36 protein-coding genes, 1 tRNA gene and 1 pseudogene are annotated in these 20,270 nt (G+C 57.2%); 23 read left to right on the top strand and 15 right to left on the bottom strand.

The features are described from left to right. Position 1: 1 nt before the first annotated feature. The 6 genes from BLU11_RS07585 to BLU11_RS07560 form a co-directional block, all read right to left on the bottom strand. Positions 2-1,015: a tyrosine-type recombinase/integrase gene (locus BLU11_RS07585; protein WP_090272776.1), complete on the bottom strand. Its 1,014-nt coding sequence runs from the start codon at positions 1,013-1,015 to the stop codon at positions 2-4. Beyond that, complete coding sequence (locus tag BLU11_RS07580) at positions 1,012-1,248, bottom strand: DUF3310 domain-containing protein (protein WP_090272775.1); 237 nt, start codon at positions 1,246-1,248, stop codon at positions 1,012-1,014. Before BLU11_RS07580 ends, BLU11_RS07585 begins: the two co-directional genes overlap by 4 nt. A gap of 247 nt (positions 1,249-1,495) precedes the next feature. Beyond that, entirely contained in the window at positions 1,496-2,170 is a 675-nt protein-coding gene (locus tag BLU11_RS07575) for a replication protein P (RefSeq protein WP_090272774.1), read from the bottom strand. A gap of 2 nt (positions 2,171-2,172) precedes the next feature. Beyond that, complete coding sequence (locus BLU11_RS19405; protein ID WP_172828679.1) at positions 2,173-2,889, bottom strand: DnaT-like ssDNA-binding domain-containing protein; 717 nt, start codon at positions 2,887-2,889, stop codon at positions 2,173-2,175. Beyond that, on the bottom strand, positions 2,889-3,587 hold the full coding sequence (locus BLU11_RS07565; RefSeq protein ID WP_090276326.1) for a phage antirepressor KilAC domain-containing protein: 699 nt from the start codon (positions 3,585-3,587) through the stop codon (positions 2,889-2,891). Before BLU11_RS07565 ends, BLU11_RS19405 begins: the two co-directional genes overlap by 1 nt. 140 nt (positions 3,588-3,727) lie before the next feature. Then, entirely contained in the window at positions 3,728-3,949 is a 222-nt protein-coding gene (locus BLU11_RS07560) for a transcriptional regulator (protein WP_090272773.1), read from the bottom strand. Between the two features lie 69 nt (positions 3,950-4,018). Here BLU11_RS07560 and BLU11_RS19810 point away from each other — a divergent pair. The 5 genes and pseudogenes from BLU11_RS19810 to BLU11_RS07540 form a co-directional block, all read left to right on the top strand. Continuing rightward, positions 4,019-4,228, top strand: a pseudogene (locus BLU11_RS19810) (helix-turn-helix transcriptional regulator); the annotation flags it as partial. A 54-nt stretch (positions 4,229-4,282) separates the two neighbouring features. Next, complete coding sequence (locus tag BLU11_RS19520; RefSeq protein ID WP_231702287.1) at positions 4,283-4,741, top strand: S24 family peptidase; 459 nt, start codon at positions 4,283-4,285, stop codon at positions 4,739-4,741. 76 nt (positions 4,742-4,817) lie between these two features. Beyond that, complete coding sequence (locus tag BLU11_RS07550) at positions 4,818-5,918, top strand: type I restriction endonuclease (RefSeq protein WP_090272771.1); 1,101 nt, start codon at positions 4,818-4,820, stop codon at positions 5,916-5,918. Between the two features lie 119 nt (positions 5,919-6,037). Next, entirely contained in the window at positions 6,038-6,793 is a 756-nt protein-coding gene (locus BLU11_RS07545) for a KilA-N domain-containing protein (RefSeq protein WP_090272770.1), read from the top strand. A gap of 92 nt (positions 6,794-6,885) precedes the next feature. Beyond that, positions 6,886-7,851, top strand: coding sequence for a hypothetical protein (locus BLU11_RS07540; RefSeq protein WP_090272769.1), 966 nt, complete (start codon positions 6,886-6,888; stop codon positions 7,849-7,851). A gap of 58 nt (positions 7,852-7,909) precedes the next feature. Here the strand turns inward: BLU11_RS07540 and BLU11_RS07535 are convergent, their stop codons facing one another. Genes BLU11_RS07535 through BLU11_RS07525 form a run of 3 tightly spaced genes read right to left on the bottom strand, consistent with a single transcriptional unit; the run spans position 7,910 to position 8,837 of the window. After that, positions 7,910-8,251, bottom strand: coding sequence for a type II toxin-antitoxin system HicB family antitoxin (locus tag BLU11_RS07535; RefSeq protein ID WP_090272768.1), 342 nt, complete (start codon positions 8,249-8,251; stop codon positions 7,910-7,912). Further along, positions 8,251-8,586 carry a type II toxin-antitoxin system HicB family antitoxin gene (locus BLU11_RS07530; protein ID WP_090272767.1) on the bottom strand — a complete coding sequence of 112 codons (336 nt, stop codon included), beginning with the start codon at positions 8,584-8,586 and terminating at the stop codon, positions 8,251-8,253. Before BLU11_RS07530 ends, BLU11_RS07535 begins: the two co-directional genes overlap by 1 nt. Beyond that, positions 8,583-8,837: a type II toxin-antitoxin system HicA family toxin gene (locus tag BLU11_RS07525; RefSeq protein WP_090272766.1), complete on the bottom strand. Its 255-nt coding sequence runs from the start codon at positions 8,835-8,837 to the stop codon at positions 8,583-8,585. The genes BLU11_RS07530 and BLU11_RS07525 overlap by 4 nt, the downstream gene beginning before the upstream one ends. 341 nt (positions 8,838-9,178) lie before the next feature. Here BLU11_RS07525 and BLU11_RS07520 point away from each other — a divergent pair, with 341 nt between their 5' ends. Next, positions 9,179-9,367, top strand: a complete 189-nt coding sequence (locus BLU11_RS07520; protein ID WP_090272765.1) for a hypothetical protein — start codon at positions 9,179-9,181, stop codon at positions 9,365-9,367. 22 nt (positions 9,368-9,389) lie between these two features. On the opposite strand, the gene BLU11_RS07515 is transcribed toward BLU11_RS07520, so the two are convergent. Beyond that, a complete protein-coding gene (locus BLU11_RS07515; protein WP_090272764.1) occupies positions 9,390-9,740 on the bottom strand; it encodes a hypothetical protein in 351 nt (116 codons plus the stop codon). Positions 9,741-9,916: 176 nt separating this feature from the next. Here BLU11_RS07515 and BLU11_RS07510 point away from each other — a divergent pair, with 176 nt between their 5' ends. From BLU11_RS07510 to BLU11_RS07480, 7 genes are read left to right on the top strand one after another with little or no spacing between them, the layout of a single operon-like run. After that, complete coding sequence (locus tag BLU11_RS07510; RefSeq protein WP_090272763.1) at positions 9,917-10,099, top strand: carbon storage regulator; 183 nt, start codon at positions 9,917-9,919, stop codon at positions 10,097-10,099. A 15-nt stretch (positions 10,100-10,114) separates the two neighbouring features. Continuing rightward, positions 10,115-10,486 carry a response regulator transcription factor gene (locus tag BLU11_RS07505; protein ID WP_090272762.1) on the top strand — a complete coding sequence of 124 codons (372 nt, stop codon included), beginning with the start codon at positions 10,115-10,117 and terminating at the stop codon, positions 10,484-10,486. A 10-nt stretch (positions 10,487-10,496) separates the two neighbouring features. Next, positions 10,497-10,688 (top strand): hypothetical protein, encoded by a 192-nt coding sequence (locus BLU11_RS07500; protein ID WP_090272761.1) that lies wholly within the window; start codon positions 10,497-10,499, stop codon positions 10,686-10,688. Continuing rightward, positions 10,685-11,146 (top strand): single-stranded DNA-binding protein, encoded by a 462-nt coding sequence (gene ssb / locus BLU11_RS07495; protein WP_090272760.1) that lies wholly within the window; start codon positions 10,685-10,687, stop codon positions 11,144-11,146. Before BLU11_RS07500 ends, ssb begins: the two co-directional genes overlap by 4 nt. Before the next feature lie 9 nt (positions 11,147-11,155). After that, a complete protein-coding gene (locus tag BLU11_RS07490) occupies positions 11,156-11,485 on the top strand; it encodes a hypothetical protein (RefSeq protein WP_090272759.1) in 330 nt (109 codons plus the stop codon). Further along, complete coding sequence (locus BLU11_RS07485) at positions 11,482-11,733, top strand: hypothetical protein (protein ID WP_090272758.1); 252 nt, start codon at positions 11,482-11,484, stop codon at positions 11,731-11,733. The genes BLU11_RS07490 and BLU11_RS07485 overlap by 4 nt, the downstream gene beginning before the upstream one ends. A gap of 34 nt (positions 11,734-11,767) precedes the next feature. Beyond that, positions 11,768-12,118: a hypothetical protein gene (locus tag BLU11_RS07480; protein WP_090272757.1), complete on the top strand. Its 351-nt coding sequence runs from the start codon at positions 11,768-11,770 to the stop codon at positions 12,116-12,118. A gap of 376 nt (positions 12,119-12,494) precedes the next feature. On the opposite strand, the gene BLU11_RS07470 is transcribed toward BLU11_RS07480, so the two are convergent. Both BLU11_RS07470 and BLU11_RS07465 read right to left on the bottom strand, forming a co-directional pair. Next, complete coding sequence (locus tag BLU11_RS07470; RefSeq protein ID WP_090272755.1) at positions 12,495-13,121, bottom strand: DUF6338 family protein; 627 nt, start codon at positions 13,119-13,121, stop codon at positions 12,495-12,497. A 9-nt stretch (positions 13,122-13,130) separates the two neighbouring features. Further along, positions 13,131-13,388, bottom strand: a complete 258-nt coding sequence (locus BLU11_RS07465) for a hypothetical protein (protein WP_090272754.1) — start codon at positions 13,386-13,388, stop codon at positions 13,131-13,133. Between the two features lie 212 nt (positions 13,389-13,600). Here BLU11_RS07465 and BLU11_RS07460 point away from each other — a divergent pair, with 212 nt between their 5' ends. The 4 genes from BLU11_RS07460 to BLU11_RS07445 are packed head-to-tail and all read left to right on the top strand — an operon-like array spanning position 13,601 to position 15,171. Continuing rightward, positions 13,601-13,891 carry a hypothetical protein gene (locus BLU11_RS07460; RefSeq protein WP_090272753.1) on the top strand — a complete coding sequence of 97 codons (291 nt, stop codon included), beginning with the start codon at positions 13,601-13,603 and terminating at the stop codon, positions 13,889-13,891. Continuing rightward, positions 13,884-14,495 (top strand): hypothetical protein, encoded by a 612-nt coding sequence (locus tag BLU11_RS07455; protein WP_090272752.1) that lies wholly within the window; start codon positions 13,884-13,886, stop codon positions 14,493-14,495. Before BLU11_RS07460 ends, BLU11_RS07455 begins: the two co-directional genes overlap by 8 nt. Beyond that, entirely contained in the window at positions 14,492-14,698 is a 207-nt protein-coding gene (locus BLU11_RS07450) for a hypothetical protein (protein ID WP_090272751.1), read from the top strand. The genes BLU11_RS07455 and BLU11_RS07450 overlap by 4 nt, the downstream gene beginning before the upstream one ends. Next, positions 14,695-15,171, top strand: coding sequence for a hypothetical protein (locus BLU11_RS07445; protein ID WP_090272750.1), 477 nt, complete (start codon positions 14,695-14,697; stop codon positions 15,169-15,171). Before BLU11_RS07450 ends, BLU11_RS07445 begins: the two co-directional genes overlap by 4 nt. A gap of 3 nt (positions 15,172-15,174) precedes the next feature. Here BLU11_RS07445 and BLU11_RS07440 read toward each other — a convergent pair. Further along, positions 15,175-16,337 (bottom strand): IS3 family transposase gene (locus BLU11_RS07440; RefSeq protein ID WP_090272749.1). Its coding sequence is split into 2 segments (ribosomal slippage): positions 15,175-16,082 and positions 16,082-16,337, totalling 1,164 coding nucleotides; the frame shifts between segments, so codons are not numbered across the junction. A gap of 81 nt (positions 16,338-16,418) precedes the next feature. Here BLU11_RS07440 and BLU11_RS07435 point away from each other — a divergent pair. The 6 genes from BLU11_RS07435 (at position 16,419) to BLU11_RS07410 (ending at position 19,063) form a co-directional block, all read left to right on the top strand. After that, entirely contained in the window at positions 16,419-16,721 is a 303-nt protein-coding gene (locus tag BLU11_RS07435; protein ID WP_157718619.1) for a hypothetical protein, read from the top strand. Further along, positions 16,718-16,906, top strand: a complete 189-nt coding sequence (locus tag BLU11_RS07430) for a hypothetical protein (protein WP_090272747.1) — start codon at positions 16,718-16,720, stop codon at positions 16,904-16,906. Before BLU11_RS07435 ends, BLU11_RS07430 begins: the two co-directional genes overlap by 4 nt. Further along, positions 16,896-17,114, top strand: a complete 219-nt coding sequence (locus tag BLU11_RS07425; RefSeq protein WP_090272746.1) for a hypothetical protein — start codon at positions 16,896-16,898, stop codon at positions 17,112-17,114. The genes BLU11_RS07430 and BLU11_RS07425 overlap by 11 nt, the downstream gene beginning before the upstream one ends. After that, entirely contained in the window at positions 17,098-17,547 is a 450-nt protein-coding gene (locus tag BLU11_RS07420) for a hypothetical protein (RefSeq protein WP_090272745.1), read from the top strand. The genes BLU11_RS07425 and BLU11_RS07420 overlap by 17 nt, the downstream gene beginning before the upstream one ends. Before the next feature lie 288 nt (positions 17,548-17,835). Then, entirely contained in the window at positions 17,836-18,030 is a 195-nt protein-coding gene (locus BLU11_RS07415) for a DUF4224 domain-containing protein (RefSeq protein ID WP_090272744.1), read from the top strand. 1 nt (position 18,031) lies between these two features. Next, complete coding sequence (locus BLU11_RS07410) at positions 18,032-19,063, top strand: site-specific integrase (protein ID WP_090272743.1); 1,032 nt, start codon at positions 18,032-18,034, stop codon at positions 19,061-19,063. 71 nt (positions 19,064-19,134) lie between these two features. Here the strand turns inward: BLU11_RS07410 and BLU11_RS07405 are convergent. Beyond that, positions 19,135-19,221, bottom strand: a tRNA-Leu gene (locus BLU11_RS07405). 629 nt (positions 19,222-19,850) lie between these two features. Continuing rightward, positions 19,851-20,189: a hypothetical protein gene (locus BLU11_RS07400; protein ID WP_090272742.1), complete on the bottom strand. Its 339-nt coding sequence runs from the start codon at positions 20,187-20,189 to the stop codon at positions 19,851-19,853. Between the last annotated feature and the right edge of the window lie 81 nt (positions 20,190-20,270).

Here is a 20,270-nt window from a genome sequence, read left to right as displayed (position 1 = left end):
TTCATTCTCTCCCAAGAGATGCGCAAGAATCGCCGGAAGCGCCCGGCGGCTCTACCTTTGCGCTGTTTGAAAGAAGTGCAGGAACAGCCACTTCCACGCCGTGTGCATCACTGAATCCCAGCTCATCCAGCCGACTGTGCCACCGCTCCAGGGCCTCCCTTCTGCGCTCCATGTCGTCGCGGGTCAGGTAGGTCTCAACGACTGAGCCAAGCGAGTGGTTGATCAGCAGCTCGCCCACCATGTAATCGATGCCGATGTCTGCCAGGCTGGAGCGCATCAGCTTGCGCAGGTCATGACTGGTCCACTCTCGGCCACTCACCTCCCGCATCAAGGCGTGACCGCTGGTGGTCGCCATGGGGCTGCCGCCGCGCACAGGGAACAGCCATTGCGCCTTCAGCCGGGGATCCGGCAATGCGTGTCGGTACCGGGCCAACAGCCCCAGCACTTGAGGTGTCAACGGCAGTGCATGCTCCCGGCGCGTCTTGGTATTGGCTTCGGGTAGCACCCACACCCGCTCGGTCAGTGAGATATGCGTCCAGCGCGCCTTCAGCGTCTCGGCAATGCGAGTACCGTGGGCCAGCATCATCAATGGCAACATCCCCCTCAGCGGGTCACGGTTGAATACATCGACCAGGTGCGGCACCAGCTCAGGCAGGTCGACACGGGAAAGGGACGCCGGCTTGGGCCGCAGCTTGCCCTTGTAAAAGTCCCGGAAGGTGGTGCCTGCCAACGGGTTGGTTGCAATGCGTCCTTGCCCTTCGGCCATACGGAACGCCTGCCCTATCCCCTGCAGCGCCTTCTGCACCGTGCGCGGCGACAGCTCCTGATGCATGGGAAACACCAGCTTGTCGTCGAGCAGCACCCGATCCAGCTTGCTCACCCGCACCTTATCCATGCGAGGCAGCACATGTCGGCGCATCAGTGACACCATGCTGCCCCGGTAACTGGCCGAGCGCGCCTTGTCACCCTCAATCCGGCTCAGCCACCAGCGCACCACCTCCCCCACGGTCTTCATTCCTGCAGTTCCAGGCGCTCAAGATCGATAAGCAGATCGATGTAATGCTGGGCTTTGCGTAGATCTTCGAGACCGCCCTTCTCCCGCCAACGGGTGACATACTTGACTACGTTGCCCTCGCAAAAACCGAGATTGTTGGCGTGGATGTATTGAATCGGCTGAATAGCTCGACCCTTGTAGTGGCTCCCGCCCGGCTGTTGCTCCAGCGCGGAAACTGGTTTCATCATGCTCATTGGTCACTCCCAGAAATCAGCCTGTTCAGAGCCGCCTTTACCGCCGGCCCCATATCCCCCAGCTGCGCCAACTCCCGCTCCACCCGCAGGCGGTGGCGACGCAGCCCATACAACTGCGCCGCCGTGCGCTGAATCTCCTGATGCCGTTGCCCGGTGTCCTTGAGCTCCTACTGCAACACCGCCTGCGCATCGGCAGGCAGCGTCGCCAAATTGCAGCCAGCACGCACCGCAGAGCGATCTTCCGGCGTCATGCACGGGCGCCGCCAACCGCTGCCCGCATGGCCGCCAGCGCGGCGCTGGCTTTGGCCGGGTCACCCTTGCGGTGCACATCCGCCGACAGCGCCGGTGCTGGTTCGGGCAGATCCTCGCCACGCGCCAGCCGCTGAATCACCTCGCCGTAGGCCTTGGCCATCTTCAACCGGCCCACATCCGACGGCAGCGTCATCAGGCTGTGACGGCCACACAGCAACGCCGCATGGAACACCGCCCGATGACTCCAGCGCCCCCGCCCGGCAATGGCCGGATGACTGTTGCGCTGCGCCTCCCAGTACGCCGTTTCGTGGTCCGGCGCTCCCAGCTCCACGGGTGTCGGCCAGCAGCGGTCGATGAACTTGCCCACCGATGGAATGAAATCGCCCGGCTCCTGCCGGCAACGACTCAGCCCTCGCTCGATCAGCGACCAGTCGGCAATGCCTGCATCGAGCAGCGCCTGAGTCCAGGTGGCCTTGGCCTTGCGATAAAGATCTTCGCTGGTCCACGCTTGCTTCCACGCCGGGTAGATCGACCGCAGCTGGCCGAACAGATCGTTGATCAGCCGTTCGGTCTCGCGCTTGACCTCCGGCGCCAGCTCCTGCGCCTTGACCGGCTGGGCGGTCGCCAGCTGACGGCTCGCAGCCGGAATCAAATCGGTGATGGTTTTCATGGTCACTCCCCCAGCCAGCCGGTGGCGTTGTCGTCAAAGTCCCCGCTGGCGGCTCGCCTGCCGGCCATCGGCACCACCTTCTCGGCATGCACCGCATCACGCTTGACCCAGCTGACCAGGGCAGCCACATGCTCGGCTTGGCTTTTCAACGCCTGCCGGGCTGTGTGGTAGACCGCAAACTGGCCGATGGCCTCGGCGGTGAAGTTTTCCAGGGCTATGCCGGCACGCTTGGCATACGCCGCCAGAATCTTGGGGTCGGGCTCCCAGTCCAGGTGCATGCCCAGCAGGCGGGACGGATCGAAATCAGACGTCGCCGGTGCGTCCGCAGGGAGAGAGGGGGTTATATCTGTATCTGTTTCTGTATCTGGGGGCGTTACTGTAACGTTACATGGTGGTTTCACGGCCTGTTTCTTACGGGCTCGACTGGCTGCAACCCGCTTGGTGCTTGAGTCAGAGACATACTGACGCTTCTCCCAGGCGACCGGTGAGAAGTCTTCATTGATCAGCCCTTTGGCCATTAAAGCCACCTTTGTGGCGGCCAGCTCGTCGTCACTGATGCGTAACTGAAACGCTATTTCTGTTTCATGTAACGTTACATCGTCGTTACTGCAACGCAGGCAAAGCAGCATCAGGTAGCGGCGCTGATCCTTCTCACTGAGCATCTGCACTTTGGGATCGGTGGCAAACTCGGAATACATGCGGAACCATGGGTTGGCCATCAGTTGATCCCTCCCATCTTCTGCGCCAGCACCGTCAAACCCTTGGGCGTGACACGTACCTGTGACGCCAACCGCTGCGCCCCATCGTCCTCGGTGCCCAGCACAGTCACCTTGTGCTCAAGCAGCCCTGCCTGCAGCCGCGGCTGATAGCCCAGCCAGTGAGCAGCACCCTCGCGCCGATAGATCCACCGGTTCACCTGCATCCACGCCAGCATCACCTTGCGCTGTACACCCAAATGCTTGGCCGCATCCGTCAGACACAGCGTGCCGCGTGCTTGGGCGATACGCTGCAGCGCCTCCACTTGGGGCGCCTGCTCACTCACCACCAGGCGCAGGGACGTGTTCTGCTCTGCCAGGTCAGCAGCCAGACGCAATGCATCAGGGAGCGTGCGAGGGACCGTGACATGCTGGCGTGACTCCAGCTCCTGCCAGCGGTCGACCAATCGTGCAGTGAATTCAGGGCAAAGCTGCGCAACGACCACATAGCTGTCGCGCTTGCTGATCAGATACTCCTGAGCAACAACGCCATTGCCTGACTTGATCCCATCCACCAATGGTGGCTGGGCAATTACGCCCCGCTCCACCAGTCGCTCCACCGTGCGCTTCACGCTGTCATGCCGTGACTCGACCAGCTCCGCAATCTCACGGCTGGACATGCTCACCTGCTCGGTATTGCCCAACATCAATTCTCTGTTCATAATGATCTCGCTATGTAAGCCCCGGCTGGGTCGCCACCCATCAAAGCCGGGGTTTTTTATTGCCTCGAAAACCACTGTACGAATCACCAGCCACATCAGCGGCCTCTGCAAACATCCCTCTCCGCCTTACTCTTTACCAATCAGGCAACAGACTTCTTCTCTTTCGGGTAAAGGTCAGGACGAAGCTCATGACGGGAAACGCCGGTGGCTTCTTCGATTGCCAAGACACGTTCAGCGGGCACCCGACCACTGGCACACATGCGCTGCACGGCTTGAGGAGAGCAGTCGAGAATTCGGGCGAGCGCCGACTGACCGCCAGCTTTTGCTGCGGCCCGTGAAACTGCGTTCTCGTTTTGTGTCATGCGTTTAACCCCTTGCTTTTGCAACCCAAAGTTACAGGCAAGGCTAACCGATTACAACTGAGAATTGCAATGAATTCTACAACGTCCCGTTGTATCTTCGCACTCATGACGACTACAGGATCAAAAATTGCTATTGCGAGAGAAGCTCAAGGACTTAATCAGTCCGAGCTGGCTCGCGCCTTGGGGGTGAGTCCGCAATCGGTGCAGGCCTGGGAGGCAGGCAGAAACACGCCGCGCCCGCAGCGCTTACAGGAGATAGCGGCGATTCTCGGCGTGTCGGCGGGTTACCTTATGGGGGACGACGATCTGGATAGCAATAAAAGGGAGAGCAACGTGATAGCTGCTGATTTCTCCAGCAAGAAGCGCGAGGGTGAAGTTGATATCCCGCAATTCAACGTGCGGGCGGCTATGGGCAGTGGTCAGCTGCCGAATGATTACGTCGAGATTATCCGCCACGTCACGATGCATAAGGCGCATCTGGATCTACTCGGCATCACCTACACCAGCGCCGCCAACCTGGCCATCATCACCGGCTGGGGTCAGAGCATGGCCGGCACCATCAACCATGGCGAGCCAGTATTCGTTGATCGCGGCATTACGCAATTCATCGGTGATGGCGTCTACGTGTTCACATGGGATGACCTGGTCTACATCAAGCGCGTCCAGAAGGTCAGCAAGACCCACTTCAAGATCATTTCCGATAACCGCGATCACGACCCTTTCGAGGTGCTGATTGAGGATGTGGTTTTCCATGCGCAAGCCTTACTGGCCTGGAATGCGCGGAAGCTGTGATCTGAAGCTATGAGCTAAAACCGAGTCGGCAAGTTGGCCGCGCTCAAGACATGGGATACTCCTGGGAGGGAGAGTTATGTCATTTGAAGAACGCTTGACCAGTCTGGCTGCAAAAATACATCAGCAGAAGGCTGCAATTCAGACTGAAGAGGCGACGAAGAACGCGTTCGTCATGCCATTCATTCAAAATGTTCTCGGTTACGATGTATTCAATCCGCTTGAGGTGATCCCCGAATTCATTTCAGACATCGGGACGAAAAAAGGCGAGAAGATTGATTACGCCATCATGAAGGATGGTGAAATTCAGATTCTGATTGAGGCCAAAAAAATTGGCGAGCCGCTGAATATCAATCACGCCAGTCAGTTGTTCCGCTATTTCCATGTCACCACAGCGCGGATATCCATTCTCACGAACGGCCAAGTTTACAGGTTCTATACCGATCTTGATGCGCCAAACAAGATGGACGAGAAGCCGTTCTTGGAGTTCGATTTCTTGGACATGGATGACCATGCCATTCCCGAGCTGCAGAAGCTGACCAAGTCGGCCTTTGATGTGGATTCTGTACTGAATGCGGCGGGTGAACTCAAATACGTCGGTCAGATCAAGCGGGTCATGGCCAATCAGTTCAGCCAGCCGGAAGACGACTTCGTGCGCTTTTTCGCATCCCGTGTTTACGAGGGCATTCTCACCCAGAAAGTGCGAGATCAATTCGCCCTGCTTACAGCAAAGGCTGCCGAACAGTTCATGAGCGACCAGGTTAATGGGCGCCTGAAGTCCGCGATTTCACGGCCCTCATCTACCGCGCCAGCGGCTATCAGCAAACAAGATGCCGAGATCGGTGAAACCCAGTCGGCTGATGATGAAATCAGCAAGAAAGACAGGATTGAGACCACGACCGAGGAGCTGGAAGGCTTCAACATAATCAAGGCAATCGTTCGCTCTGAGATTGATGTTAAGAGGGTTGCGGCTCGCGACACGTTGAGCTATTTCGGGATTTTGGCCGACGACAACAACCGTAAGCCAATTGCCCGGCTGCATTTCAACCGAAGCCAGAAGTATCTGGGCACGTTCGATGGCGACAAGAACGAAACACGACACCCCATAGACACCCTCGACGACATTTTCTCGCATGCTGACATGTTGCGAGAGACGGCTAAGGCCTATGCCGAAATCTGAAGGCCTTGCGCCTGATGGATCTGTGATCTGGCGTGGTGGTGGCAAGCGCATTTATTGGGCTGATTGCGCATCTGCAAGAATAACCGCCCACATTTTTTTGAGGCCCGTCAGGAGGCAGGATGACGCAGCTAGAGTTGATACCAAGGCAGGTTGAGGGTGCGCTAATTCACCAGCGGGCAAGCGATGGATATGTGAACGCCACTGCGATGTGTAACGCTTCGGGCAAGGCATTTGCGGATTATGCTCGTCTTAGAATTACAGGTGAGTTCATGGGTGAGCTTTCCAGGTCCATGGGAATTCCCATGGACCAACTGGTGTTCACCATTAAGAGCGCCACAAACGCTAACAGAGGTACCTGGGTTCATCCGGACGTCGCTATCAATCTGGGCCAGTGGTGCTCACCAAGATTTGCTGTCGCAGTCTCCCAGTGGGTTCGTGAATGGTTAAGCGGTGGAGGTAACAAGGCATCTGTTTTGCCTTATCACTTGCGGCGCTATATGGCGAACAGGCAGCAGGTGCCTAGAACTCATTTTTCCATGCTTAACGAGATGACCCTTGCGCTGATCGGACCAATGGAAGACTCCGGATACACGCTGCCAGATAGGTTGCTGCCTGATATTTCAGAAGGCCGGATGTTTTGTAAATGGCTTAGGGACGAGAAGGGTATGGACACCGACCAGCTTCCGACGTATCGGCATGAGTTCGAAGACGGCCGAGTTGTTTATCCAAAGCTCTACCCGAATGAAGTGCTGGCTGAATTTCGAGCCCACTTTCATGAGGTCTGGCTTCCCCGTAAGGCTCTTCAGTATTTTTCAGAGAGGGATGTTAAAGCGGTGCCGCATCTTGAGGTAATGCTAGCCCTCCCCGGGAAATAAAATTTCGAATGGTGGTGGGTGATGGGATTGAGAAGTGGAAGCCGATGTGGTCGCGCTGCGTCGCCCATGCATAAATTTACGCAAGGAATGCAATGAATATTGAAACTTTAAGCGCCGCCACCTTTGATGACGCTGTTACTCTTCTGCAGAAAGCGCTAGATAACGGCCTTGATGATGGCAAGTCATACGATATCGCGTTTGGTGACTGGCTGCAGTTCTACTTCAAGGCTGAGGGCGAAAAATACCAGAGCACGTTGCCGGCCTCATCCCTGAAGGCGCTCGCACAATACCAAGCCGCCATCAATAGTTTTTACGCCGCCCTAGTGTATAGTAAAACCTCACAATCCCTGACGGATGACGACAAGAAAGACTTAGAGTTGGTTTTTCAGTTCAGCCAGGGAAGCTCGGTTACAGAAGCCAAGCTTGTCGATGTGGTTGAGCGTCTTGGGTTGAGGGCTATTGAGAAAATGAACGGCAACCAGTTGGTGATCACTGTGCTTGGCCTCGCCTTGCTGATAGGCGCCTACGCCGGCCACAGCAACTATCTTGATGCCGAGACCGTCCATCATCAAACAGATGCACACCTAAAGGTCGTTCAGGCTGCAATTGACGCCAACTCCCGCCTCTCCAATCTTAACGCCGATATTGCTGCCTCCGCCGTTAACTTGGCAAAAAGCGTGGCCGATGCCGACGCAATTGAGATTGGTCGTTTATCTTTGAGTGCTGACGAGATCCCTGACTACATCAAGCGAGAGCGCACGCGACGCCAACATAGCCGTATTGACGGGCTATATCGTGTGACCCGTATAGCAGAAACCGACACCGGATACAGGGTCAGCCTTGAGGGTGAAGACGGGATGGCGATACCCGCAAGCATGCCCATGGACGGGTCAGGCAGCGGCAAGATACTGACGGATCTTTTCCGCTCCCTAGAGAGCAAGGGGGCCATTCATCTCCATGTGGTTGCAAAAATGCGCAGCGGCGTCCCTGTTGAAGCATCCATCCTCACAGGGCACATCCAAGACACCCTGCTTCAAGGATTCGCAGACAGCGATTGAATACGTCCGCCCGCCCCGCGCGGGCTTTTTTGTGTCTACCCTTCCCTGCTCCGCAGCCTTACGCCCGATGCTCCAGATACTCACTCAGCGCCCGGCGGGTCAGGTCATTCAGGGTGATGCTCTGCTGGGTAGCTGCCACCGTGGCAGCCAGGTGCAGGTTATGCCCCACCCTGACGTTAAACGACCCTTTGCAGGGAGTGTCAGGAGCTCTGCCCAGATCGGCGCAATCCTTAAGGTAGTCATCCACCGAGATCTGAAATTCCTTTTCCAGGGTTTTAAGATCATCGGCCTCGTAAGTGACCAGGTCACGGATAAAAGCGAGCTTGCCGAACAGTGTGCCGCTTTCAATGTCGGGCTGAATGGTGCCGTAGTAGCCCCGGTGTTTCAGCATCGTACTCATCAGGCATGAGCCTCTCGTCCCAGCGCGTCCACCACCCACTGATTCAGGCTCTTGCCCTCTGCTGTAGCGGCCACCACCAGATCAGCGTGTAACTCCGGCGGGACACGCACATTGAATTTGCCGGAAAACGCTTTGGTCGGCTCCACGCCATCCTCGGCGCACATCTCCAGAAATACCCGCAGAGACGCCGCCCCTTCCCGCTTCAACCCCTCAATATCAGCCGCGTAGAAATCCGCCCCGCCATTCAGGCCAACGAACTCTCCACGAAACATCTCAATCTCAGGATCAAACTGGATAACTGCCCGGTAGCCGTCAATCGTCATTGTGTTCTTCATGGCTTTACTCCATTCGCATTCAGCCAGTCACGCACCGAAGCCACTGCACCCTTGTCAGTGGTCGGCGACGGGTGTGGCCGATGGAACACCCGTATCTCACCAAACAGTCGCACCCCGATGCGTGAGCCTTCCCGCTCTGATACATCCGCGCCCAGCTCAATGAATAGCGCTTCGATGTCTCGCCACTGGACATTGGCGCTGACGGGGCGGGCAAAGATCAGCTCAAGGGTTTTTTGGTGTTTTCTTTTCATACCTGAATAGTACTGTTTTTCAGTACCACACGCAAATACTACGGCGCAACGCCTGTCGCCTCCGGGCGGGTTTTTATTGCTCGCGATTCAAGAACCTACAATTTTCAATGAAATGAATTACAACTTACGCTTGCAATATACAATTATCAGTTGTAAATTTACTCCCAAGCCAGCAACACCGGCCCCGCTCTTTAACAACGTAGGCCATGAACGGATAAGCCGGGTAACCGGTGAGATCAGCCCCGGCGGTTCACCTGTGGGGCGACAGAAAACAGGTGAAGAAAGATTTCCTCGTACCGCTTCGATGAGGCGGTACCGGGAAACGAAAAAGGAGAAGTGTGATGAGTGATAGATGGATTGCGCTGATCGAGCGCGAAGACAGAATCGTAATTCCATGCATGTCAGAGGATAACGAAAGCTGCATTGAGGTTTTCGATAGCAAGACTTCAGCAGAGCAGTATCTTCATGGAGTCCCGCTTTATCAGGCATTCGGCGGATTCGTAATCAACATCAACGAATCCGCCGAATAGCAACAGCCGCTCCCTCTGACGGTTACCCCACCAGCAATAAGGGAAGTATCAGCCACAAGCGGTAAGCGCCAGCACCGGCAACCAGCAGAGCCAGTGTGAACAGACAGAACCCCGCCATATTCAGCCGCCGTGGCCGCCCTGACATCTTCGCATAGCCGGGCAGGATGACGTCCTGCGTGACTATCTCACGATAGGGGCGGCAAGCCATCTCGCCAATACCCCACAGGGTGCCGGCAAGTGACAGGAGCATCACCGTCAGGTTGTCGAATTGCAGCTCGAAGGTCAGGGCTGCAACCAGCAGCAGAAAACACAGAATCATCATGATTTTGAACCACTCATCAGCGATAAATCGCGCCAATACAGAGACCGCCATTCGGTCTGCCCTCCTTTGCAAGCTGTGTCGTGTGGTGCGTGCAGCTTAGCGCAAAGCCCGTCACCTGGGCAGTGGTGAGTTGGCCGCTGGCCACCTTCCCCCCTCCCCCAGACCTTCCCAGATGCCATTGACCACCAGTGGCATGCGCGAAGCAACGGAACCCAAGGAGAAAGGAAATGCTGTCACTGACACGCCGTACAGGCGAGACCCTCATCATCACCGCAGGCGAACACACCATCGAGCTCACCGTGCTGGCAATCAATGGTCGGCAAGTGCGCATAGGCACTGAGGCACCGCAAGCGGTGCGCATCGTCCGCAAGGAAATCGCCGGGCGTTACCCGGCACATCAGCCCGCATAGCCTTGGAGGCTCGCCATGATTATCAGACACGGATGGCAAGGCCAGATAGGCCTGCTCAGCCCTCGGGAAGTCGAGTTCACCATGCTGGTTGCGGCCGGCATGACGGACAAAGAGATCGCCCGCGAAGCCGGACTGGCGCCGGACAGCGTGCGTAAGCGCATCGCCAACGCCATGTTCAAGCTCGGCGCCAGCCGCCGGGCGCACCTGGTGGCCGAAGCCATACGCAAGGCCATTATCGCCCCGCTCGCCCTGCTGCTGGCGGTGTGCTGCATCAGCGTCGGCGGCCAGCCCGATACCCACCAGGACCGCTACATACGCAACTCAGTCACCCGGACCCGGCCCAGCCGCCGGCCGGATGTGATTTACAGCCCCTTTGACCACGCATGAGGTAACCACCATGAACTCAATGGTACAGATCCACACCGCCGGCAACCGCGTGCTGCCGAACGCCTCCCGCGCCAGCTTCTGGCGCCTCACCCAAGCAGGCCGGGTGGTCGGTTGGGCAATCGGGTATCAGGCGGCAGTGGCCAAGGCCCGGCATATCGAACAGGTCCAGGCCGGGCAACAGCCGCTGCAGGTGGCCGCATGAGCCGCGGCATCAACAAGGTCATCCTGATCGGCAACGCCGGCGGGGACCCAGAAACCCGCTACCTGCCCAACGGCACGGCGGTCACCAACCTCACCCTGGCCACCTCCGACAGCTGGAAGGACAAGCAGACCGGTCAGCAGCAGACGCGCACCGAATGGCACCGCCTGGCCTTCTTCGGTCGCATTGCGGAGATTGCCGGGCAGTACGTGCGCAAGGGATCGAAGATCTACATCGAAGGCCGGCTGCAAACCCGTGAGTGGGAGAAGGACGGCATCAAGCGGTACACCACCGAAGTGGTGGTCGATATGAACGGCACCCTGCAGCTGCTCGACGGCGCACCACCCGGCAACCAACCCCAGCGCCAGCAGGCACGACCGCCAGCGCAACAGCAGCCCGCCCAACCGAATCAGGCGCCCGCGCCGGATTACGACAGCTTTGATGATGACATTCCTTTTTGAGGAGCCAGCATGATTGACGCGACAGCCATCGCCGAACGGGATCTGCTCCGCGCCGAGCATGAAGTCCTGATGCGCGATTACGAACGCCGGAATGGCAAGGTCGAGACCCTGCCCATCATCGCCCGCCACGCCCCGGGCAAGGACGCCTTCCGCCAGTACAACCAGGTCATGCACCTGAAAGACAAAGCAGCGCCGGAGGCAAAGACGCCAGCACCCCGCAAAGCCCGTACACGGCGCAAGCCGGTAGTGAAGCAGGCATTGCCCCAGCACCTACCCTTCAAGCCCAGGGGCACGCCCCAAGCGAGGCAAAACGCAGTGGCGCGAGAGGTGTGGGCATGAAAGCAATGACCCCTGCCGAGCGCCAGCGCGAGAAACGCGCCAGGGACAAGCTGAAGGAGGAAGAGCGCCAAGCCCGCCTCCTCGCCTACCGCTTGCAGGTGGACATCTACCACGCCACCGCAGAGCTACTGAGCGAGATCATGGCCACCTGCGAACTCGAAGAACGCCAGGACGCCATAACCCGATTGATCCACAACGCATCACGCCTGCCAGGCGACCAGCTGCGCGACTTCATGCGCCAGCCGTAAGTGTCACGGCGGGGTGTCACGAGAGGTTATTATCATGAGTACATTTGCAGTGTTCGGAATGACCCGCGGCTACGCGATAAGCAGCGCCCGCCGGCAGGTTCCTACCAGGATTCGCGGAGAAGACCTTACACCAGAGGAATGGGAGGCCGCAGTGAATATCCGCGCTGACGCCATCATGAACGGCTCGCGCATCATCCAGCTATGCAAGCCCTTTGACGCGCCCCAGTTCGCCCATGAGTTCATTAGGCTGATGCGTGAGCAGGAAGAATGCCGAGACCTCTGCATCCGCGCTCGAGCACCGAAGAAGGATGCGACCGGGCAGCCGCTCAAGAACAAGAAGACCGGTGCGCCGGTGATTGGGTGGCAGGACTGGAAGGCGGCATAATGACTACCCTGTCCCCTCTCGTTATTGCCATTTGCGAGCAGCACTACATCGAAGCTGGCCGCCGCAACGGGTGCGGAAGATGCCCGATCCACGCCCAGTGCACAGCACCCATGAACGGATGGAGCTGGGAGGCGCTGGCGGAGCATAATCGGAAGATCAATGAGGCAGTCGCCAAACGCGCAGAGGGATGAAGCGGCCTGATGGCCGCTATACAAAACTATTTCTTTTTTGCCCCACTTGTAGGGGCCGAGGGCGGCGCTTTAGGTGGCGTCTTAGGTAGAATATTTTGAGGCATTACAGGGTTCACATTCATCCCCTCGTTAATGCTTCTCTTGAGTGTCTCTTCAATTACCTCTTGGCGACTTTTGTTCATCTATCACACCTCTTCGGTTGGCTTGGAAAGAAAATCAGTCCACATAACCTCACTATTTGGGATGATCATATACTCGATACCGTCCGCTGGCTCGAAATTATCCGCTCCCTGATCGCCCTCATTTGCCACTATCCACGTGGGAAACTGGATCAGATAGTGCCCCTTTTCAGGGCATGTAGGCCACGCTCGCGGATATCCTGCCAAGCGCCTGCCGTCATTGAAATTTAAAATAACACCTCTATCCCTGAGGGTTCTGTGGGCGAAACACCATTCCGAACCCTCTGAGAAACGCATTGTCAGGTTCGCCTGCCTCGCAACCTTGTAGAGAGTGTCGTTGGCTGAAATGAATGCCAAAGCCAGCCCTAGCGCTACAGCCAGAATGTAGCTCCAGAACAATATCACCCAGTCACTCCATGCTCCTATTGCCCCATAACGTCCGACATATAGAGCGAGGCTTTCGATTACTTGCACCAGCACATAAATTACGCCGGTACCGATCAAAGCCTGTATCAGTCTTTCAAACTGCCCGGGTTTTGGCGCACTCGAAAGCCAATAGAATATTACAGTCGTAACAAAGCCCGGCAATACAAGCTGGATGATCGGCACGGCTTGCCCAAAAATATCCTCCATAGCGTTGCCCTACATTATCTTGAGATCAATTGCTCGGCGAACACGAATCTGGATGTCCACATCATCGGGGTCGGCAACTACTACCAATAGTTGCCTCCTGGATGAAGGCATTGCCTCCTTGAGCGGCTCCACAAATGGAGCAAGTGTTCGCACAGCGAAAATCTCCACCCCAACGGAGTCATTAGGACTGCTTGTCAGTACTACCTCGTCATAGTTTTTGATATTTACACCACTGAGCTGCTGCTCAGTGATTATTCGTTTCGACATATCCATTTGCTCCCTTGACCTTTGGCCTTGGCCTTGGATGAAACTCGACCATATCTCAATCCAACATCACAGCGCCACCACAAGAGGGGGCGAGTCGCCGAGAGTAAACCCATGACATCCATCAAATGCCCTGCCCTGGCATTCCAGGGGCAGTACGGACCCTCATTGCCAGAAACAAGCCACCAGTGGCGCCTGCCACTGCAGGAGGCAGCATGAACCTGTTAGCCAGCACCATGATGACCAACGAGGGCACCCTCACCCAGCTGAGCGGGATCGACGGTGAATGGATGACCAATACCGAGCTGGTGAGACTGGCCCGGGATGCCTACCGACAGGCGATCGATAACCAGCGCCTGGAAGCAGAGGTCCAGTACCCGCCGCGGCACCCGGCCACGCCGAGTTACCTGGAATACCCAGCTTTCGATGAGAGCTGTGACATGGAGCCGTCGATGCTCATGGATCACGCCGTGTACCGGCATGCAGAGGAGAAGATCGATGACTGAGCGCCCCATTCTGTTCAATGGCGAGATGGTCAGCGCAATTCTGGATGGCCGGAAGACGGTTGCCCGCCGAGTTATGAAGCCACAGCCGGAAGTGACGCCAATCGACTATCCGGGCCCTGCTGGACACCGGTGGCCGGCAAACAAGGTTCAGTCAATGGTTCACGTTGAGCAAGAACTGCAAAACCAGCGTGGCGGATGGGAAGGATTGGCAGGAAGCTGCTGCCCTTATGGTCAGGTCGGTGACCACCTATGGGTGCGGGAGACCTGGGCAGAAACCCGTGTAGCACAAGCTTCTGGCGAGAAGTGGGTCGTGTACCGCGAGGCCGACAACCGTACCGACTACGGCGGGCCATGGAAACCAAGCATCCACATGCCCCGGTGGGCCAGCCGCATCCAGTTGGAAATCACAGGCGTTCGCGTCGAGCGGCTGCAAGAAATAACCATCGGGCAAATCTGCAAAGAGGGGCTCGCCCGATCAATGTACGAATTCATTCCGGTGACCACGGCTTTCGACGCATTTGCAGAGCTGTGGAACTCAACCGGCGGCGACTGGGATGCCAATCCATGGGTATGGGTTATCGAATTCAAGAGGATCGATCAATGACTGACCAGATCAGCTTCGACCAGATGGTGGGCGCCGTAGAGCAAGCGCACACCACCATCCGCCGCGCCGACAGGGTGGCAGGACAGATGGCCCGCCTGCTTCGAGGCCGACTGCGCAGCGCAGACATACCGAATTACATTCTGCGCGACCTGAAAAAGGAGTTGCGCGACTTCAACATGCATACTGGGGAGTGGAAATCATGAGCGAGTACAAATTGGTGCCGGTGGAGCTGATCAAGTTCCTGCTTGGCGAGGGCGAATTCGACGGCATGGAGTTCGGCGACCGTGGTCCGGGTCAGAAAAGCTTCTGGTGGCGATCCCGGTTGCGCGAGGCTATCGCCGCCGCGCCTGCGCCCGAGCAACAGGCCGAGCAGGCACAAAGACCAGTGAGCATTCCCGAAGACTGGAAGCCGTCGCCGGTAGTTACGACGAGAATGGTGGATCGCGTCTACCCTGCTGACCTGGTGGCGGCATCTCCGCGGCCTGTAGAGCAGCAGGTGGAGCAGTCTGGCAAGTGCCAGAGCTGCAATGGTCAGGGAGTAATCGGCTGGACCACAGGCCAGACCCCAGAGTCATTCGATCAAGGCGACAGGCCATACCCTGAATGCCAAGCGGATGACTACACCGCCCCACCCGCAGCGCCGGACGTGAGCGGGTTGGTTTATGCGCTTATGTAGTGGTCAACTGATACCGGACAGTATTTTAAGTTTTTCTTCCGCCGCTACCGGTGATACACCACCGTTGAACGTATGGGGTCGTTGCTGGTTGTAATAGCCCATCAGGTAGTCACCAACATCCCTCTGCGCTTCGTACATGTTTCGATAGCCGAAGGCGGGTATCCACTCCGATTTCAGACTCCTGAACAGCCTTTCCATCGGGGCATTATCCCAACAGTTTCCACGCCGGCTCATGCTCTGCTGCATGCGGTATCTCCAGATCCGCTGGCGGAACTTTCGGCTTGCGTACTGGCTTCCCTGGTCCGAGTGGAACATGACCTTGTCCGGCCTGCCACGCTGCTCCCAGGCGTGATCCAGCGCTTCGACAACAAGGTCTGCATCTGGTCTGGCTGACATGGCCCAGCCAACGACACGGCGCGCATACAGATCTAACACTACAGCAAGGTAACTCCAGGCCTGACCGGTCCATACATAGGTGATGTCGCCACACCAGACCTGATCGGGTTGATCGACTACAAACTTCCGTGCCAAGTGGTTTGGAATGTCGATTCGCTCGACCGTCGCCTGTTTGTAGGCATGAAGCCCGGGCTGTTTGCAAATCAGTCCCAGCTCACTCATCAGACGCCGCACCTTAAAGCGCCCAGCAGCTATGCCGTCCTCGCTGAGCAGACCCACCATGGTTCGGCTACCTGCAGAGCTCCGGCTTTTCGAAAACAGCCGGTTTACCTTTGCCCTCAAGGCAAGCCGCTCAACATCTATCCGACCCCGGCGTTGGCGATAATCGTAATAGCTTGAACGACTAACATCGAACGCTGCGCAGACCATCTCGACAGGCATTTGCTCACTCAACTGGTCTATCAGCGCGTACGATTCATCTCGTCCGACATCAAGAGAGCGGTAGCCTTTTTTAATATAGTTTTCTCCATCTCAAGGCGCTTACAGCGGGCCTCGAGCTCCTGGATCTTGCGTTGCTCTGGCGTCAATGCTTTGCCCTTGGGCGTGACACCTTGGCGCTCCTGCGACAATTGATCGACCCAGCGGCGAAGAGCGCTTTCTCCCACGCCGAGAGAAGTACAAGCCTGAGGAATGCTATACCCTTGATCAAGCACCAGGCTGGCTGCCTCCTGCTTAAACTCGGGTGAAAAAGTGCGTCGTTTCCTGGTCATCTGACACCTCGCTTATGGCGGCAATTTTACCACCTACGTTGGTGTCCGGGATTAGTAGACCACTACATTATGGATAAGATCGTGCCGAGGATAGACGCCGATAAACCCTCAACCCTCGATCCCGACGTGCATTGCTGCGAGTGGACCTTGTATCGAGATCGGGAGCGGATACGCCGTGAATTTGAGGAGGCCCTATCCGCCCACCGGGAGACTGATGGGCCGTACGTGGGCGGTCTGGCAGAGGCGCTCGAAGATCTGGCGGATGTGATCCCTGATATTCACGATAACATGACACGCCAATCTCGCGACGATGTGCGGAAGATACTCATGGCAGCCCGAGCCGCCCTATCCGCCCACCGGGAGCAGCAAGGAGGCGATGCATGATCATCGGATACAAGTACCGGTCGGAGGAATGGCGCTGGCACCGGTGGTTCGCGTGGCGGCCCGTTCCGTTGATAGACCAGCCCGGAATCGCATGGTTGCAGGTTGTTGAGCGAACACGGACAACGCGGCCGGGGGTGAAGTGGGTATTCCGTGAAAAGCAGCAGGAGGCCAACGATGAAGACTGACCTTTTCACCGACACCCCGGAAGTTGCCGCCCTGAAAGCTGAAAACAAAATGCTGCGCCAGCACCTGAAAGAGTGCGTCCGATTGATAAGCGCGTCCCACCAGCCCATCAGCGCCGCGTTCACAGCCGTTGATGAGATGGGCGCGGCCAGCATCCAGGCCGATGTATATCTGCGGGATCTGGAGGCCAGCCATGACTGCGCCAATTGACCCTCACGAATACCTGTATGGCGTAAAGGTCGTTGATATCGGCGACCTGCGCATAGCCCGTGGCTTGACCCGACGCCCCATAAAGACCTGCAGGCACCTGCGCCTTACCTATGACGAAAGGGAGCGTCGGGTTTACTGCAACGACTGCGAAACCGATGTTGAGCCGTTCGATGCTTTTATCGGCCTGGTTCAATTCCACGACGGTGCCAGCAAGAAGATCCGGGCAGAGCATAAAGCAGCTCAAGAGGCGGCCAGGTATCAAGTCCGAGGAAGGGCCGCAAAGGCCATGGATGAGGCGTGGCGAAAGCAAAAGAGTGTCCCGCTCTGCCCTCACTGCAAGGAAGGGATACTACCGGAGGATGTGCTACCAGCACCGCCAGCCGGAGACAAGAAGTGGGCGCTGGCAAAGCGAAACAGGGATAAGAAGCCATGACTCATCAACCTAAAGGTGGCATGTGCGCCACCTGCACCAACCGGGATCGAGACTGCAGCGCCCTGCCCTTTGATCGGTACCCGGTTATCGGCAGATACAGCTACAACGGCAAGCCAGTCGCGATCGTCAAGTGCGCGGAGTTCTTGAGGGCTGGCCGCGATGGGCAATCCTTGATCGTTAACCCTGTGTGGGGCGGGCTCGATCCCATGAAAGGCCTACGCCCCAGCAAGTACAGGCAACCCCCACCCCTTTTAATCGGCATCACCCTATACGCCGGGAGGCATAATCATGTTTCTCACCCATGAAGAGCTGTGCGACCTGACTGGAGCCAAACAAAAAGCCGGTCAGCTGGCGAATTTGCGCCAGAATGGAATCCGGCACACGATCAAGAAAAGCGGCTGGCCAAGTGTGACCAAGGCGGCAGTAGAGCAGCGGCCCGAGAAGGCTGCCATCTCAGAATGGAAACCAAGAAAGGCATCATAAGATGGGAAGAAAACCGTCAAGGCCGGGGGCTATTCCCCGGTTCAGGGAACGATTAAAGCCCAGCGGCAAAAAATACTATTACTACGATACAGGCGGGAAGCCGAGAAAAGAGATCCCGCTGGGCAGTGATTACGGCCTGGCTATCATGAAATATGCGGAATTCGAGCGCGATCGGACTGCTGACGCCCGGGTTCAAGAGGTCATCACTTTCAAGTACGTGGCTGACCGCTATCTGGTTGAGGTGGTGCCCACCAAATCCCCCGCCACCCAGAAAGACAATCTGCGTGAACTGAAGAACCTGCTGGCGTTCTTCAATGACCCGCCTGCACCGCTCGATGCGATACAGCCCCAGCACGTTCGCCAGTACCTGCGCTGGAGAAGCTCTGCACCGGTACGAGCCAACCGAGAGAAGGCACTGCTGTCAGCAATATGGAATTTCGCCCGGGAGATGGGCTATACGGCCTTGGCCAACCCATGCGCTGGCGTGAAGGGCAACAAAGAAACTGGCCGGGATGTGTACATTGAGGATTCGCTATACAAAACAGTGTATGACAAGGCGGAAGTCGGCCTGCAGGATGCCATGGATCTGGCATATCTGACGGGCCAGCGGGTGACCGATGTGAGGCTAATGGATGAGCGAGATATCAGGGATGGGCAGATTTGGATTAAACAGGGAAAGACAGCGGCAAAGCGACGCATCGAGCTTATGGGCGAGCTGGCGTTGTTGATTGTCAGAATTAAGGCGCGTAAGGCAGGCCACAAAGTGCGTTCTACCAGACTGGTCGTGGCGGCCGACGGCGAGCCTATGAGCGCCAGTATGTTGCGCACTCGGTTCGACAAGGCCAGAGAGGATGCAGGTATTCCCAAGTCAGCGTTTCAGCTGCGAGATTTGCGGGCGAAAGCAGGGACCGATAAAGCCGAATCCAGCGGAGATATCATGCAGGCCAGGGATCAGCTCGGGCACACTACGGTGACCATGACAGAGCACTATGTGCGCAACCGGAAAGGCAAGAAGGTGGAGCCGACGAGATAGGATTGCGGACCATCTGATATTTTGCGGACCGCTGATGATTATGCAAGATCAGGATAAACACTTGATTTAAATGGTGCCCGGAGCCGGAATCGAACCGGCACGGAGTTGCCTCCGAGGGATTTTAAGTCCCTTGCGTCTACCAATTTCGCCATCCGGGCTGGCTGGCACTTGTTTGAGTAATACCTTACTGCGCTCGGTAGCGAGCTCGGGTGGCGGACAATGAATCCGACCATAACTCCAAGAGATTCAGAATGTTACACAGATCATATCGGTGTAACAAGAACTTTCTGCCGTGCTCAGGCCGAGCCGAAGTCTGAACCATCACCCTCGCGCTGCCTCCAATGGGAAGAGCCACTCGGATTCTTCAGGAGGTAAGTGATGAGTATTGAGCCGATTGATCGTCCACAAGGGCATCGACAGCCGGTGCGTGACCATCGTCCCGAGCAAGGGCCGAACCCGGGAACACCTCCGGAGCCTGCGCCCACGAAGCCTCCGGGGCCGGATGATGTTCCGCAAGAGGATCCCGCGAAGACACCAGCCCCAGATCCAGGTCCGGATATCGTACCGACGCCTCAGACGCAGCCGCCTGGGACAGTGCCGGGGTCGAATGAGCCGGATATTCCCGATAGAAGTGACCCGCTTTGAATACCCCTGCCCATTCAATCCTAACTCCGACGCGCCTGCTCAGCATATATGGCTGAGCAGGAAGGCCACCATTAGTCATGCAGCCTCCCTCAGCAGCACTACGCCGTCCATCTGGGCGGCGTCATCCATTTCCTCACAACCACTATTTAAACGCGCTCGCCCTGCCTTGGATATAACCGATACCGAGACCACTGGCGATGATCATCCCGATGCCGAGCATCACGCCAAAGTCAGGAGCTTGATCGAAGGCGATGAAACCAACACGTTCTGCAAAGACGATCTGGCCATAGGTAAAGGGCCTCAAGGTTGCCGCGCTAGCAAAGCGGTTCGCGTGGGTCAGCAACAGATGACCACGCGTGGTAACGCATCCAAAGCCGATCATCATCCCTATGTCCGTTACGGCAGGCGTGCGCCAGTTGAACAGCACCAAGACGCTTAACACCGTAGTCCCCACCACACTGGCGAGGAAATTGCTGGTCACTGGATCGTCGGTACCCGCTACTCGGCCGGTAAGAGAGGCAAGGCGATCATGTCCGGATAAATATTCCCGAGCGATGGTCTA

It is taken from the genome of Halopseudomonas litoralis, from assembly GCF_900105005.1.
In the GTDB taxonomy this organism is placed as follows: domain Bacteria; phylum Pseudomonadota; class Gammaproteobacteria; order Pseudomonadales; family Pseudomonadaceae; genus Halopseudomonas; species Halopseudomonas litoralis.
The sequence above is the reverse complement of the archived record's forward strand: the minus strand, read 5'-3'. Positions and strand labels throughout refer to the sequence as shown.